Source organism: Prauserella alba (assembly GCF_024171735.1).
Classification (GTDB): Bacteria; Actinomycetota; Actinomycetes; order Mycobacteriales; family Pseudonocardiaceae; genus Prauserella; species Prauserella alba.
Genome location: NZ_JAMTCH010000010.1, coordinates 17043 through 31749, shown reverse-complemented (window position 1 = coordinate 31749; position 14707 = coordinate 17043). Strand labels below are relative to the sequence as shown.

Sequence of the window (14707 nt, the reverse complement as noted above, 5' to 3'; positions counted from 1 at the left end):
ATGAATGCGGAACACGCGGGTGTGAATGCAGAACACGCGCCGATGTGGGCATGCGGGTGGCAGTCGGCCGACGACCGGTGGTGCTCAGCGGCGGCGGAGGTGGGCGAGCGCGGCGTCGTGGACCAGGCCGTTGGTCGACAGCGCCGAGCCGCGGTCGAACCGGGCCGCTCCGTCGAGATCGGTGAATCGTCCGCCTGCCTCGGTCACGAGAACCTGTGCCGCCGCGACGTCCCACGGGTTGACCACGGGCTCGGCCGCGATCTCCAGCGCACCCTCCGCGACGAGGCAGTGCTGCCAGAAGTCGCCGAACGCGCGGGTTTCCCAGCACGCCCTGGTCAGCGACAGGTAAGCCTCCTGGGTGCGGTGCTCTGCCCAGTTGTTCAGGTCCGTTGTGGACACGTAGGCGTCGGCGAGCTGCGGCACTCGCGAGACGGCCAGTTGGCGCTCACCGGCCGAATCCCGCAGCCACGCGCCACCACCCTGGCTCGCCCACCACCGACGGCCCAGCAGCGGAGCGGTGATCATGCCGACCACCGGAACACCGCCGTCGAGCAGTGCGATCAGCGTCGCCCAGATCGGCACACCGCGCAGGAAGTTCTTCGTGCCGTCGATCGGGTCCAGCACCCACACCCGGCCCGGCGCGGCGATCGACCCGCCGCGCTCCTCGCCGGCCACACCGTCGCCGGGGCGCCGGCCGGCGAGGACACGACGGATCGCGTCCTCGACGTCGGTGTCGGCGTCGGTCACGGGTGTACGGTCCGGCTTGGCCGTCACCTGCAGGTTCTGCGTGCGGAAGCGTTCGACGGTGATGGCATCGGCCGCGTCGGCGAGTTCGGCCGCCAGCTCTGCGTCGTCGGAATAACGGGACACATCACGATGGTTCCACGTGCCCCCGCCGTAAGGTTGACCAGGTGAGCATGGTCCTACTCGCCGAAGACGATCCCGCGATCGCGCAGCCGCTGTCCCGCGCGCTGGAACGTGAGGGTTACGAGGTCGTGGCCGTCGCGGACGGGTCGGCGGCGCTCGAAGCCACGGCGTCCGAACGCGTCGACCTGCTGGTGCTCGACCTCGGCCTGCCCGAGATGGACGGGCTGGAGGTGTGCCGCAGACTGCGGGCGTCGGGTGCTCAGACACCGGTGCTGATGCTGACGGCCCGCACCGACGAGGTCGACTTCGTCGTCGGCCTCGACGCGGGTGCCGACGACTACGTCGCGAAGCCGTTCCGACTCGCCGAACTGCTCGCCCGGATCCGTGCGCTGCTGCGCAGGCGGTCGCCGGGCGCGCTCGACATCGGCGGCGTGCGCATGGACGTCGCGGCGCGGCTCGTGAGCGTCGATGGCGAGGAGGTGCAGCTCGCCAACAAGGAGTTCGAGCTGCTGCGGGTGCTGATGAGCAGGGCCGGACAGGTCGTGAGCCGCGAGGAGATCCTCGCCGAGGTGTGGAACGACCTGGACACCGAGGCGCTCAAGACGTCGAAAACGCTCGACATGCACATGTCGTGGCTGCGCAGGAAACTCGCGGTGGCGGCGGGCCGGGATCCGCGGAATTCGAACGAGGAACACATCGCGACGGTGCGCGGTGTCGGTTTCCGGTTCAACGTCGAATGACGGCGACACGAACGGCGGCGCTCGCGGGAGACGGGAGCGATGGCCGGCGAGCCGGTACGGGCGGGCACCGGCGGGCGACGGTATAGACGGGACGAGGGCACGGGCGGCGTATGCGGCGGCGAATTCTCCTGGCGATCCTGTTGGCCGTGCTGGTCACCGGAGTGGCGCTGGGCGCGCCGCTCGGGGTGACGGGCGTGCTGCTGGTCGAGAACTTCCACCGGGAGGAGCTGACCAACAGCGCGCAGCGGATCGCCGCGGCCCTCGACAACCAGCTCGCCAATCGGCACAGCCTCAACCTGCGGCACATCCGGTCGGCGATGCCGCGGGACGCGCACCTGGTCGTCCATCATGATTCGGCGGCGATCATGGAGGCGGGACCGTCGACGGGCGACGACGTGATCAGCGAACAGCAGCCGATCGCGGGCGGCCACATCGTGATGACGCAGCCGGCGGGTGAGATGCGGACCCAGCAGACTCAGGTCGCGGTGGCCGTGGTGTTCGTCGTCGTGTTGTCGGTCGGCATCGGCACCTTCGTGGCCACGGTCACCGCGAACCGGCTGGCGCGGCCACTGCGGCACGTCGCCGACCGCGCGGCCCGCCTCGGCGCGGGCGACTTCCGCCCCGAGAGCAGGCGGTATGCGGTCGCCGAGCTGGACATGGTGGCCGACGCACTCGACTCGTCGGGCACTGCGCTCGCCCAGCTGGTGCAGCGGGAGCGGCAGCTCGTCGGCGACGTGTCACACCAGCTGCGCAGCAGGCTCACGGCGCTGCAGCTGCGGTTGGAGGCGCTGGGGCTGCATCAGGACCCGGAGGTCGCCGAGGAGGCGCACGCGGCGCTGGAGCAGTCCGACCGACTCGCGGGGGCGCTCGACGAACTGCTCGCCGCCGCACGCGCCGCCAGTGAGGTCGGCACCGAGCCGGTGTCGTTGACGACGATGCTGCCCGAGGTCAGCGACGAGTGGCGGGACGTGCTCAAGGCCGAGGGGCGGACGCTCCGGCTGCGGATCGCCGACGGCCTGATGGTGCGTGTCACGCCCGCCCGCCTGCGGGAGATCATCAGTGTGCTGCTGGACAACGCGATGCGGCACGGCGCGGGCACGGTCACGCTGGCGGCCCGGCGCGGCGACACGGACGGCACGGTCGTGGTGGAGGTCAGCGACTCGGGGCCGGGTGTGCCGGACGAACTGGCGCCGCACGTGTTCGACCGCGGGTTCTCTGGCGCCGGGTCGACCGGTGTGGGACTCGCGCTGGCGCGGGCACTGGCCGAGGCCGACGGTGGCAGGCTCGAGCTGTCCACCAGGGCGCCCGCGACGTTCAGCCTGTTCCTCCGCGTGCCGACCGCGGGCGACGTCCCCGCCGTCAAGTGGCCCAACGAGCGGGTGCCGAGGTAACCGGGGGTGTTTCGGGAGGCTTGACCGCCTACGCGGGTCGTGTCGACCGGGTGGTGTGCGCACCACCGTGGTGGGTGGTGGCGGGCGACGGGTGGGCGGGTGCCGAGATAGCAGGAGCGCTTCGGGAGGTGTGACCGCCTGCGCGGGTCGCGTCGATCGGGTGTGTCCGTGTCGCCGGTGGTGGTGGGTGACGGGTGGCCGTCAGTGGCGGGCGAGGGTTTCGCGGCGGATGCCGCCGAGTTCGTCGGGGAAGACCCACTTCCGGAATCCCCAGAAGCGGAACACCATCGCGAGCAGCATGCCGATCACCGAGCCGCTGATGAAGTCCGCCGTCTCCTGCACGAACAGTGACACTTCCGGCCGTTGCAGGTGGAGCACGTAGCGTGAGATGAGCAGCGGCACCAGGTTCACGGCCACGGCGACGCCGCTGATCACGAAGAACAGGGTCGCTTCGTGGCCGGTCTCACGGCCGCCGCGGGTGCGGAACGACCATTCGCGGTTGAGCACGTACGACACGATCGTCGCGACGAGGATCGCGATGGCCTTCGCCGTCGTCGGCTTGTCCATCAGGACCGTGAACTTCAGCAGGTACCAGATGCCGTTGTCGACCAGGAAGGTCGTGCCGCCGACGACGGCGAACTTGAGCAGTTCGCGGTGTTTCAGCAGCAGCGAGCGCAGCGGCCCGGGTACGTGCTCCAGCACGGTTTCGACGACGGACACACATCGCAGTGTAGCCATCCGCGCGGGGTGAGTCCGCCGAACGGTGGAACGTCACTCGCCGGACGTCTGCACCACCCGGTCGCCCGCGGCCGGGTGCGACGCAGCGCACCGGCGATGCGGGACGGCAGGTACCCGCGACTCACGTTCGGGCACCGGCGACACGGTGCGGGTCGATCAGTGCGGGCTACTCAGTGCGGATCGCGGTTCCGCGTGCCCTTGTCGTCGAAATCCCTGTCGTCGAAATCCCTGTCGTCGTGGTCCTTGTCCTCGTGGTCCTTGTCGCCAGGGCCTCTGCCGTTGTGGTCCCAGCCGTGGCCGTTGCCCTTCCCCGGCGGCCCGGGCCACGGATCGGTCGGTGGGCCGAGCGGGTCCGTGGACACGGGCTCGGTCGTGGCGGTCGCCGATCCCGACGCCGGGTCCGAGGTGGGACGCGGTGCGGTCGCCGAGCCGCTCGGGGTCGTCCCCGGAGGTGCGGTCGCCGAACCGGAGCCGGTCGGCGGCTCGGTCGCCGACGCCGAACCGGAGGCGGGCGGGGCCGTGGTCGCCTCCGCGGACCCGGATCCGGACTGCGGGTCGGGCGCGGGGGCCACGATGCTGCCGAAGCACTTGAACGGCAGCGGCCAGCATCCCACCTGCGGGAACGTCGCGTCGTCGCTGGCTGAGGCGTCGCCGAGGGTTCCGGTGAACGTCACAGTGACGTCGCCGCCGGGGTGGCCCGGGCCGAAGCCGATGTCACCGAAACCGTGGCCGTTTCCGCCACCGTTGACGTCGCCATCGCCGTGGCCCTCGCCGTAGTCGTCGTCGTGCTCATCGTCGCCGTGGTCGTACACGGTGACGTACACGGTCCTGTCCTCGCCGGGTTCGAGCCCATCGGTCGAGGTGCACGACAGCGGCTCGCTCCACCCGTGGGCGCAGTCCATGCCGGGGCCCACGCCGTGTGCGGGCCGATCGGACGTGAGTGTGACCTTGTCGGTGGTGTCACCGGTGTTCCGGATCCGGACGGACGCCTGCGTGCCGAAACTGTTCGCCTGAACCCGGATGCCGTCCTCGGGTGGTGGCGGGGGCGGCGCGGGCTTGGGTTCGACCTTGACGGGCACCCGCAGCGACACGTCGACGGCTCCGCCGCCGCTGAGGTGTCCGGTGACCTGCCCGGACTCGGCATCGGCGGAGGCCTGCAGGCGGAACACGAGGGTCATGGCCTCGCCGGGCTGCAGCCCGCGGCCCGTGGAGCACGTGACGGTGCCGGTGCCGCCGGGGCAGGCGATGCGTTCGCCGCCGCCGGCCTGCCGGAGAGCCCCGCCGGACGGCGACGCCCCGCCACCGGCGGGTGCCGTGGTGCCGCCCCGCTGGTCCGAGCCGCGCTGGGTGTTTGCGGCACCTGCGGTCGTGCCGCCGCCACCGCCGCCGCCGAGGGAGCTCACGCCCTCGGGCAGGTTCAGCGTGACGTCGATGGGATCGGACAGCGTGCCGCCGTTGTTGCGCACGGTGATCGGCAGGTCGGTGGGGCCACCGCCGGCGACCAGCTCGACGCCCTCCTGATCAACGGTCGCCCCGACGGAGGCCGGTTCCGGCGATTTCGGTGGTGTCACGTTCGGCGCAGGTGGCGGCTGCTGCTGCGGTGCGGGTTCGTTCGGCGCCGGAGGGTTGTCCGGTGCAGGCTGCCCGGGCGGCGGGTCGGCGGGTTCGTTCGGCGCCTGTGCGGCTGGCGGCTGCTGCTGTGGCTGTTCGGCGGCCGTCGGGATCTGCTGCCCGCCGCCACCGGCGGTGAGTGCCAGCGCGACGGCCGCGGCCATCGCGACGCCGGAACCCGCCACGCCGACGAACTCCCTGGGCGCGCCCGCGGCCGCTCCGGCGGCGCCTCCGCCGCTGCCGGCGCCACCGGCGGCACCACCCGCGGCGGCCCCCGCGGAACCCGCCGCGGTGCCCGCGCCGATCGCGGTCGCCGCCGCGGCCTTGCCGCCGCCCGCGAGCGCGAGGTACCCGAGCACCCCGCCGCCGAGGACGAGCGGAGCGATGACCGCCCGCAGCGCGCCGTTGACGTCGGCCAGCTCGGCGGCGAGCGCCTGGCAGTCGGAGCAGTCGTCGAGATGCGTCTCGACCTGCGCGCGTTCCCGTTTCGACAGCCCGTCGCGGGTCCAGGCCCCCAGCTTGTCGGCCGTGGCGTGGCACGTGCTCGCGCTGACCTCGGCGAGATGCACCTGCAGGTACGCCTGGCGCAGACCTTCGCGCGCGCGGTAGGCGAGCGCGGACACGCTGTTGGCCGTCAGGCCGAGCAGCGGCGCCACCTCGGCGGGCGAGGCGCCTTCGATCTCGGTGTGCCACAGCACGGCCTGCCAGCGTTCCGGCAGTTTCGCGAACGCCTTCGCGGCGAGTGTGCGCTCGAGACCTTCGAGGGCCGTGTCGGAGAACTCCACGGTCAGCGCTTCGGCGCCCGCGCCGCCGACCGTCGTGACGGTCGTCATGTCCTCGGCGAGATCGAGCTTCTTGTCGCGCCGCGTCTTGTCGTAGGCGCCGTGCCGTACGGCCGTCAGCAGGTACGCGCGGAACGCGCTGTCCGGGCCCTTCCCGCCGCGGAGCGTGTCGAGGACCTTCGAGAAGGCGTCCGAGACGAGGTCGTCGGCTTCGATCGACGTGCGCGCGAGTTGCCGCGCAAGGTTGTACGCAGCGGATACGTGACGTTCGTACAGCGTCCCGTAGCACTCGAGCTGGCCCGCGCGTACCGAGGCGATGAGTTCGGCGTCGCTCATGCCCTGCGGGTCGGTGGGTGCGGTGCTCACGGCTCTCCTCTCAGGTCGTCCCGGTTGGGGGACGCACTGCGGAGCAAAGTGTGACGGACATTCGGGGAAGCGTCACGCCGAGGGTGGCGACTTCACCCGGTTCACTCGCACCGCAACTTTTCGTGGCCGTCGCCGTCATGCAGGGCGGATGGGCCCGTCTCACCCCCGACGAGCCGACAAGGAGGCGTGAGTGGACGTGAGTGCTGGCGACGTGGAGGGTGTGCCGTTCGCTCTGTCGGACGATCATGACGGCGGACCGCCCTCGGGCCGGCAGCCGCACGCCGTGCGGGAGGCACAGCGGGTCGTGCGTGACCCACGCGTGGCGCTCCGGCGGCGATGGCGGGCGGCGAGCCTGGCCTGCGGCTGGCGATTCGCCGACGACTGGGACGTGGCAGAGGTCGACCTCGTGTGTTCGGCGGTGACGCGCTCCGGTCTCGACGGGGCGGGTGCGGCGCTGGTGGCACTGGCGCACGCCCGTGCGGCCGCGGGCACGGGGCTCGAGGAGACCCTCGGGGATCTGGCCGCGCTGCACGGCGTGCTGCAGGTGCCCGCGGGCGCGCCGGCCGGTGAGACCGGTCATGCCGATGCGCTCGACGCCATCGCCGAGGCAGGCGACGTCGACGCGCTGCCCACGCGGTTGCTGCGGATCGTCGCCGTGGCCTGGGCCGAGGTCGCGCTGGGCCACGTCGGGACCACCGAGGTGCACGACTCGCTCACGGGACTGCCGACCCAGGCATACCTGCGCACCCGCCTGTCCGAGCTGTACCGGCGGGCGGCGCGGGACGGGGTGAGCGTGGCCGAGGGGCAGGTGCTCGTGGTGATCTCGCTCGACTTCGCCGACTCCGCGGTCTACCTGCGGCCCGCGGGCATGATCCTGGCCGCGGACGTGCTGCGGCATGTGTTCGACGGTGGCGAGAGCCATGCCGTGCTCGGCGCCTCGACGGTGGTCGCGGTCGTCCCCCGGTCGGACGATGTGGCCCGCAGCGCGGTGCGCCTGCGACGCGAGCTCACCGAGCGCTTCGCCGTCGACCCGCAGCTGGTCGAGTCCGGGTCGGCGCGAGTGAACGTCGTGCGGTTGCCCGTGTCCCACGACGACGCCTGCCTGCTGCTCGATTCCCTCGCCGCGAGGTAGCAGCGTGGGGGCAGTGGAGCAGACCGAGCGGAGTGGCCGACGCCGAACTCACACGACGTTCATGGTTTCCTAGAAAGAGTGAGCACCCCAGACCTGCGCGAGGCCGAGACGTCGGCGGGCTCCCGCCGGGAGCCCGCCGGGTCGGCTCCGCTGCAGCTGCGCGCCTCGGCCGAGCGCCTGCTCGCGCGGCCCAGGTCGCTGGCGCTGGTGCTGGCGCTTCCCGCGCTGATGATCGTGGCGGGTGTCGTGGGCTGGCTGCTGGACCTGCAGCTCGGCGTCGACTCGGCGGTCTACCGCGCCGGTGCCGTCACCCTGCTGTCGGGCGACCCGCTGTACGAGAGCAACACGCTCGCGCCGGAACCGTTCTGGGCGTTGCTGCCGTTCACGTATCCGCCCACGGCCGCGCTGCTGTTCGTGCCGCTGGCCGTGTTCCCGGTGCAGGTGGCGTGGGGTGTGCTGTCGGCGGTGTCGCTGCTGGCGATGACCGTCGTCATCCGGGTCGCGCTCGGTGCGTTGCCCCGGCCGAAGGGGGAGCTGCCCGTGTGGGCCTCGCCCGCGCGCGTCACCCTGCTGTCGGCCGTCCTGTTCTTCGCGCTCGAACCCGTGTGGCGGACGATCTTCCTCGGTCAGATCAACCTCATCCTGATGGCGCTGATCGTGCTGGACGTGCTGGTGATCTGTGCCCGCGGGAGCCGGTGGGGCGGCGTCATGGTGGGCGTCGCGGCGGCGGTGAAGCTGACGCCGCTGATCTTCATCCCGCACCTGCTGTTCACCGGGCGGCGGATGGACGCGATGCGCGCGATGGGCACGTTCATCGGCCTGCAGGGGCTGATGTTCGCCCTGATCCCGTCGGACGCGTGGCGGTTCTGGACGCACACCGTGTTCAACGCTGGCCGGATCGGGCCGATGCACTGGGCGGGCAACCAGTCGCTCAACGGCCTGTTCAACCGCATGACCGACCTGGCGCCGTGGGCGTCGAACGCGGCGATCGTCGTCGGGCTCGCGCTGGCGCCGCTGGCGGTGTGGCTGATGCTGCGGTTCCACCGCAGCGGCCGCCCGCTCGAAGCGCTGCTGGTGACGGCGTTCTACGCGCTGCTGCTCTCGCCGGTGTCGTGGTCGCACCACTGGGTGTGGGCCGTGCCGCTGATCATGGTGCTCGTGTCGAAGCTGCCGCACGCCGATCCGGTCAAGACGCGAAAGCGGTGGATCGCGGCGGGCGCGGTGTTCGTGGTGTTCGTCAGCTGTGTACTGCTGGTGTTGCCGAACGGGCGCAACCTGGAGCTGCACTGGGAGTTCTGGCAGTACATCCTGGGCAGCGCCTATCTGCTGGTGCCGGTCGTGCTGGTCGCCGTGCTCGCGGGCCGCTGGCTGTGGCGCAACCGCGAGAACCTGCGCGGGGCGCTGCGCGACCGGGACACGCTGATCGCCCTGCTGCGCGGCAGGGCGGTGGTGGCCGCCGGCGACGACGCTCAGCCGCCGGCCGCCGCCGGGTCCGGCCCGGCCGGTTCGGGTGCGCCGGGTTCGAATGCGCCGGGTTCGGGTGCGCGGCGGTCGAATGCGCCGCGGTCGAGCTCCGCCGGGTCCGACCAGCGGTAGACCGGAGCGTCGGCGAGCTCGGGTCCGTGACCGCCATGCCCCGATCGGGGACCTGGGCGGCGAGTGCCGAGACTGTCACGCATTCGCTGCGTGGGTACTGCAGCCGGCTCCGGAGTCGAGGCTTGCGGCAACCGTGTCCGGCCCCGCTGATCCCGGCGCTCCGGCGGGAATGCGTGGCCCTCACGAACGAGGACATCGAGGAGATGCTCGTCCGCGACGAGGTGGAGCGGTATCGGGTGCAGGTGGCTGCGTGGCAGTGGCCGGGGTGACACTCGGGGGCGGCTCGTGATGCGGCCGGATCCCGCCCGCTTAGGCTGAGCGCGCTATGGATACGCGTACCGGACTCCCCATCGTCGGCATGGTCGGCGGTGGCCAGCTCGCCAGGATGACCCACCAGGCCGCGATCGCACTCGGCCAGTCGTTGCGGGTGCTGGCGGTCGGCGAGGGCGAATCGGCGGGCCTCGTCGCCGCCGAGGTCAGCCACGGCCATCACACGGACCTCGACGCGCTGCGCACGTTCGCGCGTGGCGTCGACGTGCTGACGTTCGACCACGAGCACGTGCCCGGCGAACACCTGCGGAGCCTCGTCGACGAGGGATTCGTCGTCCGGCCAGGACCGGGTGCGCTGGCGTTCGCGCAGAACAAGCTCCTCATGCGGGAACGGATGGCCTCGCTCGGCCTGCCGAACCCGGCGTTCGTCGAGGTCACGCAGGTCTCCGACGCCGTGAAGTTCGGCGACGAGTACGGCTGGCCCGCGATCCTCAAGGCCGCGACGGGTGGCTACGACGGCAAGGGCGTCTGGCAGCTCGGCTCCGCCGACGAGGCCCGCGCACAGATTCCCGAACTCCTCGACGCCGGGATGTCGCTGCTGATCGAACAGCGCGTCCCCATGGTCCGGGAACTGTCGGCGCTCGTCGCACGGTCGCCGTTCGGGCAAGGGGCGGCGTGGCCCGTGGTGGAGACCGTGCAGGTCGACGGGATCAACACCGAGGTCCTCGCACCCGCGCCGGGCCTGTCCGAAGCCGGCACCCAGCGGGCACAGGACGTCGCGCTGCGCATCGCCGAGGAGCTCGACGTCGCCGGGGTCATGGCCGTCGAGCTGTTCGAGACCGACGATGGTGGCCTGGTGATCAACGAGCTGGCGATGCGCCCGCACAACTCCGGTCACTGGACGATGGACGGCAGCCGCACGTCCCAGTTCGAACAGCACATGCGCGCCGTCCTCGACTACCCGCTCGGCACGACCGATCCGCTGTCGCCGACCGTCATGGCCAACATCCTCGGCGCCCCCGAGACCCCGACGATGAGCGTCGACGAGCGCCTGCACCACCTGTACGCGCGCTACCCCGACGTCAAGGTGCACCTGTACGGCAAGGGGGAACGTCCGGGGCGCAAGCTGGGCCACGTCAACGTGCTCGGGCCCATCGACGAGCAGACCCGGGCGAAGGCGCGGATGGCGGCGCACTGGCTGTCGGCCGCCGAATGGCCGGACGGCTACAGCATCCACTGAGGCATCCGGCCCCGGCCGGAGTCAACCGCCACGACGAACCCCGCGGGAGGCAGGACGTGAGCACACCGGACGTCGGCGTGATCATGGGCAGCGATTCGGACTGGCCGACGCTCGAAGCGGCAGGCCAGGCGCTCGACGAGTTCGGCGTCGGCTACGAGGTCGGCGTCTACTCAGCACACCGGACGCCGCAGCGGATGCTCGACTACGCCCGCGAGGCGGCGGGCCGCGGACTGAAGGTGATCATTGCGGGTGCCGGGGGTGCCGCGCACCTGCCCGGCATGGTCGCGTCGGCGACGCCGCTGCCGGTGATCGGGGTGCCCGTGCCGCTGAAGTACCTCGACGGGCTCGACTCGCTGCTGTCGATCGTGCAGATGCCCGCGGGTGTCCCGGTGGCGACCGTGTCGGTCGGCGGGGCCCGCAACGCCGGTCTGCTCGCCGTCCGCATGCTCGCGGCGAGCGACCCCGAGCTGCAGCAGCGGATGACGGCGTTCCAGGCCGACCTCGAACAGCTCGTCCACGACAAGGACGCCGCCCTGCGCGCCAAACTGGCCGACTGACGCTCACGCGCAACGGCGCTCGATCAATGCCCCCAAGGGCACCTTGGTTGCGTTGAGTGCGACCAAAGTGCCCCTGGGGGCATCACGCGGACTGCGACGGCACGGCACGACGTCACGGTCCGGCAACCGCTTGCAGCACCTCGAGGGCACGCACCGCCGCGGGGTGGTCGGCGACTGTCTTCTTCACCGACACCGCGATCTTGCGCACCGGCTGCGGGGAGGCGAGGCGCACGGTCGTCAGCCCGGCAGGCAGGTCGCCGATGCCGAGTCGGGGAATCACGGTGATGCCGATCCCCGTGGCCACGAACGGGATCGCGGTCCGGTAGTCGTGCGTCTCGACCGCGAACTGCGGTGAGAATCCCGCCTCCGCGCAGGCGTCCAGCAGCACGCGCCGGCACGCGCCGCGCTGCAGGTCGTTGTCGACCCAGCGCCGGTCGGCGAGCTCGGCGAGCGGCACCTCGCCGCGAGCCGCGAGGGGGTCGGTGGCCTGCACGACGGCGAGGAACGGGTCGTCGACGAGCGGGTGGACGTCGGCGTGTGGGGCGTGTTCGATGCCGGGCGCGTCGACGAACAGGTCGATGTCCGGCAGTTCGAGGCCGTCGCGCTGTTCGGTCATGCGCAGGTCGAGCCGGAGTTCGGGGAACTCGGTCTGCAGTGCCGCTGCCACCGGTGGCAGCCACGTGGCGCCCGCCGAAGCGAAATAGCCGATCGACAGGCTGCCGACCCTGCCCGCGCGCAGGTCGTCGGCCACCCCGTCCAGTGCTGACAGGGCGCTGAACACCTGTTCCGCCTCGCCGGCGAGCGTGCGGCCGGCCGACGTCGGCTCGATACCCCTGCCGACCCGGTCGAACAGCCGCAGCCCCGTGTCGCGTTGCAGTGCGGCGAGCTGTTGGCTCACCGCCGACGGCGTGTACCCGAGTCTCGTGGCCGTCGCACGGATCGATCCGGTCGCGATGACCGCTCGCAACAGCCGCAGTTTCGCCACGTCCAGCATGGTCCAACTGTATGTCGCCACTGAACACTCCGGCGCTACTATGTTTCCGAGCTGTTGTGTTCGCCCGGTCACACCGGCCCCTACGCGCGGGTAACATTCGTGGGGCCGATACTGCGGTCGATAACTACTGCGGCCAACGACACAGACAGGCGACGTGAACGACGCCTAACATCGGTGCGAGAACGGACGCAGAAGGTTTCGGACGAAAGGTGACGCAGGTGAGCGAAGGCCCAGGCCTCTACCAGCTGGCGGAGGAGCACGAGGAACTGCGCGCGGCCGTGCGGGCGCTGGCCGAGAAGGAGGTCGCTCCCTACGCCACGGAGGTGGACGAGCAGGAGCGGTATCCGACGGAGGCGCTGGACGCGCTCAACAAGGCCGGTTTCAACGCGGTGCACATCCCCGAGGCCTACGACGGCCAGGGGGCGGACGCCATTGCGGCGTGCATCGTCATCGAGGAGGTCTCGCGTGTCGACGCGTCGGCCGGTCTCATCCCGGCGGTGAACAAGCTGGGTACGCAGCCGATCATCCTGTCGGCGTCGGACGAGCTGAAGAAGCAGGTGCTGCCGGACATCGCTGCAGGCAAGGGTGCCTCCTACGCACTGTCCGAGCGTGAAGCCGGTTCCGACACCGCGTCCATGCGCACGCGCGCGAAGCAGGACGGCGACGACTGGGTGCTCAACGGCACCAAGTGCTGGATCACCAACGCGGGCGAGTCGAGCTGGTACACGGTCATGGCCGTCAGCAACCCGGACGCGGCGAAGCCGTCGCAGGGCATCTCGGCGTTCGTCGTCCACGCCGACGACCCGGGCTTCTCGGTGGGCCCGAAGGAGAAGAAGCTCGGCATCAAGGGATCGCCCACGCGGGAGATCTACTTCGAGAACTGCCGTATCCCTGGTGACCGCATCATCGGCGAACCGGGCACCGGCCTGAAGACCGCGCTGCTGACGCTGGAGCACACGCGCCCGACCATCGGTGCCCAGGCACTCGGCATCGCGCAGGGCGCGCTCGACGCGACGGTCGACTACGTCAAGGAGCGCAAGCAGTTCGGCCAGGCCATCGGCGAGTTCCAGGGCGTGCAGTTCATGCTCGCCGACATGGGCATGAAGGTCGAAACGGCCCGCCACATGGTGTACGCGTCCGCCGCGGCCAGTGAGCGCGGTGACGAGCGGGCGGCGTTCATGGCGTCGGCGGCGAAGAAGTACGCCTCCGACGTCGCCATGGAGGTCACGACCGACGCCGTGCAGCTGTTCGGCGGCGCGGGCTACACGCGCGACTTCCCGGTGGAGCGCATGATGCGCGACGCCAAGATCACCCAGATCTACGAGGGCACGAACCAGATCCAGCAGCTCGTGATGGCGCGCTCGCTGCTGAAGGGCTGAGTTCGAGGACCGAGCCCGTGACGGGTGGGGGCCACCGGCGACGACCTCGCCGGTGGCCCCCACCCGCGCGGCCGCCGACCACCCCGTGTTGCACGTTCCGGGGCCCGTGTTGCGGGTTCCGGGAGCCGTGTTGCCTTTCTCGGGGACCGTGTTGCGTTCTCCGGTGCCGCCCCTTCCGCCGGCCGACCGCCCGGCATCCTCATCGATGCGCACCGGGACGTGTCTCCGTTCCCGCGCCCCGCGTGGTGCAGGGATGGGCCCGGATGCCGTGCCGGTGCAGGCCGCGGAAGTCGGATCTGCCACAGTGCCGACGTATGGACCGCGAAGCATCTGCCGAGGCGTCCGAGTCGACCTCCGACGGCACGCGTAGGCCGCCGTATCCCGTGCTGGCCATCCTCGCGGCGTGCGTGATGCCGGTACTCGCCGTGTTGCTGCGGGTGCCGGTCGCGCAGGGGTTGTGGACGCTCGGCGGTGGCAGTGTCCGCGGGCTGATCGTCGTCATCGGCGTCCTGGCCGCGGCGACGTTGCCGATGGTGTACGGCATCCACCGGTTCGCGGCGCGCGGTGGCCCACAGTGGTGGCTGCTGGGTGTGGTGCCCGCGGGCATCGCAAGCGTGATCGTGCTGCTGGTGCCCGAGCGCACGCATGTCGAGGACGTGGTCCGCGACATGCAGATCGGACCGTCGGCCGGAGCGGCGAACGCACTGCTGCCGACGTGCCTCATCGTCGCCGCGGTCGTGTTCGTGTCGGCGGCGTACGTGTTCGGCATCCTTCGCGGCGACCGCGACACCCCGCGCGGCGGCTGGCGCACCCTCGGCATCGTCCACGTCGTCGGCTGGGCGGTGCTCACCGCGGCACTGGCGTTCACCATGGTGTGAGCGGCCGTAGTGCGGCGAGGTCGCCAGTGATCATGTCTGCGATTCTTCGATGGCCGGCGGCTGGCGGGAAGGCGTTTCGCGTTGCACCTCTGGTGCCCGGCCCTCTGCTCCTCGTCTCGCTGCAGGACATGCGGGGCTGAATGCAGGACACGCGGCAGGGAGGGTC

At 71.3% G+C, this 14707-nt stretch carries 12 protein-coding genes; 8 read left to right on the top strand and 4 right to left on the bottom strand.

All coding sequences use genetic code 11. The annotated features are described in order from the left end of the window. Positions 1–84 precede the first annotated feature (84 nt). Positions 85–870: a histidinol-phosphatase gene (gene hisN, locus LY12_RS25270; protein WP_253859978.1), complete on the bottom strand. Its 786-nt coding sequence runs from the start codon at positions 868–870 to the stop codon at positions 85–87. Between the two features lie 47 nt (positions 871–917). Here hisN and LY12_RS25265 point away from each other — a divergent pair, with 47 nt between their 5' ends. Continuing rightward, on the top strand, positions 918–1607 hold the full coding sequence (locus LY12_RS25265) for a response regulator transcription factor (protein WP_253860030.1): 690 nt from the start codon (positions 918–920) through the stop codon (positions 1605–1607). A 110-nt stretch (positions 1608–1717) separates the two neighbouring features. Continuing rightward, positions 1718–2998 carry an ATP-binding protein gene (locus LY12_RS25260; protein ID WP_253859977.1) on the top strand — a complete coding sequence of 427 codons (1281 nt, stop codon included), beginning with the start codon at positions 1718–1720 and terminating at the stop codon, positions 2996–2998. Between the two features lie 201 nt (positions 2999–3199). On the opposite strand, the gene LY12_RS25255 is transcribed toward LY12_RS25260, so the two are convergent. Continuing rightward, positions 3200–3718 (bottom strand): GtrA family protein, encoded by a 519-nt coding sequence (locus LY12_RS25255; RefSeq protein ID WP_253859976.1) that lies wholly within the window; start codon positions 3716–3718, stop codon positions 3200–3202. Between the two features lie 188 nt (positions 3719–3906). Beyond that, complete coding sequence (locus LY12_RS25250; RefSeq protein WP_253859975.1) at positions 3907–6495, bottom strand: sigma-70 family RNA polymerase sigma factor; 2589 nt, start codon at positions 6493–6495, stop codon at positions 3907–3909. A gap of 190 nt (positions 6496–6685) precedes the next feature. Between LY12_RS25250 and LY12_RS25245 the strand changes: the two genes are divergently transcribed. From LY12_RS25245 to purE, 4 genes are all read left to right on the top strand, one after another. Continuing rightward, positions 6686–7627 carry a GGDEF domain-containing protein gene (locus LY12_RS25245; RefSeq protein ID WP_253859974.1) on the top strand — a complete coding sequence of 314 codons (942 nt, stop codon included), beginning with the start codon at positions 6686–6688 and terminating at the stop codon, positions 7625–7627. A gap of 78 nt (positions 7628–7705) precedes the next feature. Beyond that, positions 7706–9223, top strand: coding sequence for a glycosyltransferase 87 family protein (locus LY12_RS25240; protein WP_372493636.1), 1518 nt, complete (start codon positions 7706–7708; stop codon positions 9221–9223). A gap of 325 nt (positions 9224–9548) precedes the next feature. Beyond that, complete coding sequence (locus tag LY12_RS25235) at positions 9549–10733, top strand: 5-(carboxyamino)imidazole ribonucleotide synthase (protein WP_253859973.1); 1185 nt, start codon at positions 9549–9551, stop codon at positions 10731–10733. 56 nt (positions 10734–10789) lie between these two features. Then, positions 10790–11290, top strand: a complete 501-nt coding sequence (gene purE / locus LY12_RS25230; RefSeq protein ID WP_253859972.1) for a 5-(carboxyamino)imidazole ribonucleotide mutase — start codon at positions 10790–10792, stop codon at positions 11288–11290. A 112-nt stretch (positions 11291–11402) separates the two neighbouring features. Here the strand turns inward: purE and LY12_RS25225 are convergent, their stop codons facing one another. After that, entirely contained in the window at positions 11403–12284 is an 882-nt protein-coding gene (locus LY12_RS25225) for a LysR family transcriptional regulator (RefSeq protein ID WP_253859971.1), read from the bottom strand. A gap of 209 nt (positions 12285–12493) precedes the next feature. On the opposite strand from LY12_RS25225, the gene LY12_RS25220 reads away from it, so the two are divergent. Together LY12_RS25220 and LY12_RS25215 are read left to right on the top strand one after the other, a co-directional pair. Next, a complete protein-coding gene (locus tag LY12_RS25220) occupies positions 12494–13663 on the top strand; it encodes an acyl-CoA dehydrogenase family protein (RefSeq protein ID WP_253859970.1) in 1170 nt (389 codons plus the stop codon). A gap of 314 nt (positions 13664–13977) precedes the next feature. Further along, on the top strand, positions 13978–14541 hold the full coding sequence (locus tag LY12_RS25215; protein ID WP_253859969.1) for a hypothetical protein: 564 nt from the start codon (positions 13978–13980) through the stop codon (positions 14539–14541). Positions 14542–14707 lie beyond the last annotated feature (166 nt).

Excerpts from the sequence above, each read along its gene's own strand:
- LY12_RS25265 (WP_253860030.1), top strand. The coding sequence starts at position 918 with ATGGTCCTACTCGCCGAAGACGATCCCGCGATCGCGCAGCCGCTGTCC.
- LY12_RS25260 (WP_253859977.1), top strand. The coding sequence starts at position 1,718 with ATGCGGCGGCGAATTCTCCTGGCGATCCTGTTGGCCGTGCTGGTCACC.
- LY12_RS25235 (WP_253859973.1), top strand. The coding sequence starts at position 9,549 with ATGGATACGCGTACCGGACTCCCCATCGTCGGCATGGTCGGCGGTGGC.
- LY12_RS25225 (WP_253859971.1), bottom strand. The coding sequence starts at position 12,284 with ATGCTGGACGTGGCGAAACTGCGGCTGTTGCGAGCGGTCATCGCGACC.
- LY12_RS25215 (WP_253859969.1), top strand. The coding sequence starts at position 13,978 with ATGGACCGCGAAGCATCTGCCGAGGCGTCCGAGTCGACCTCCGACGGC.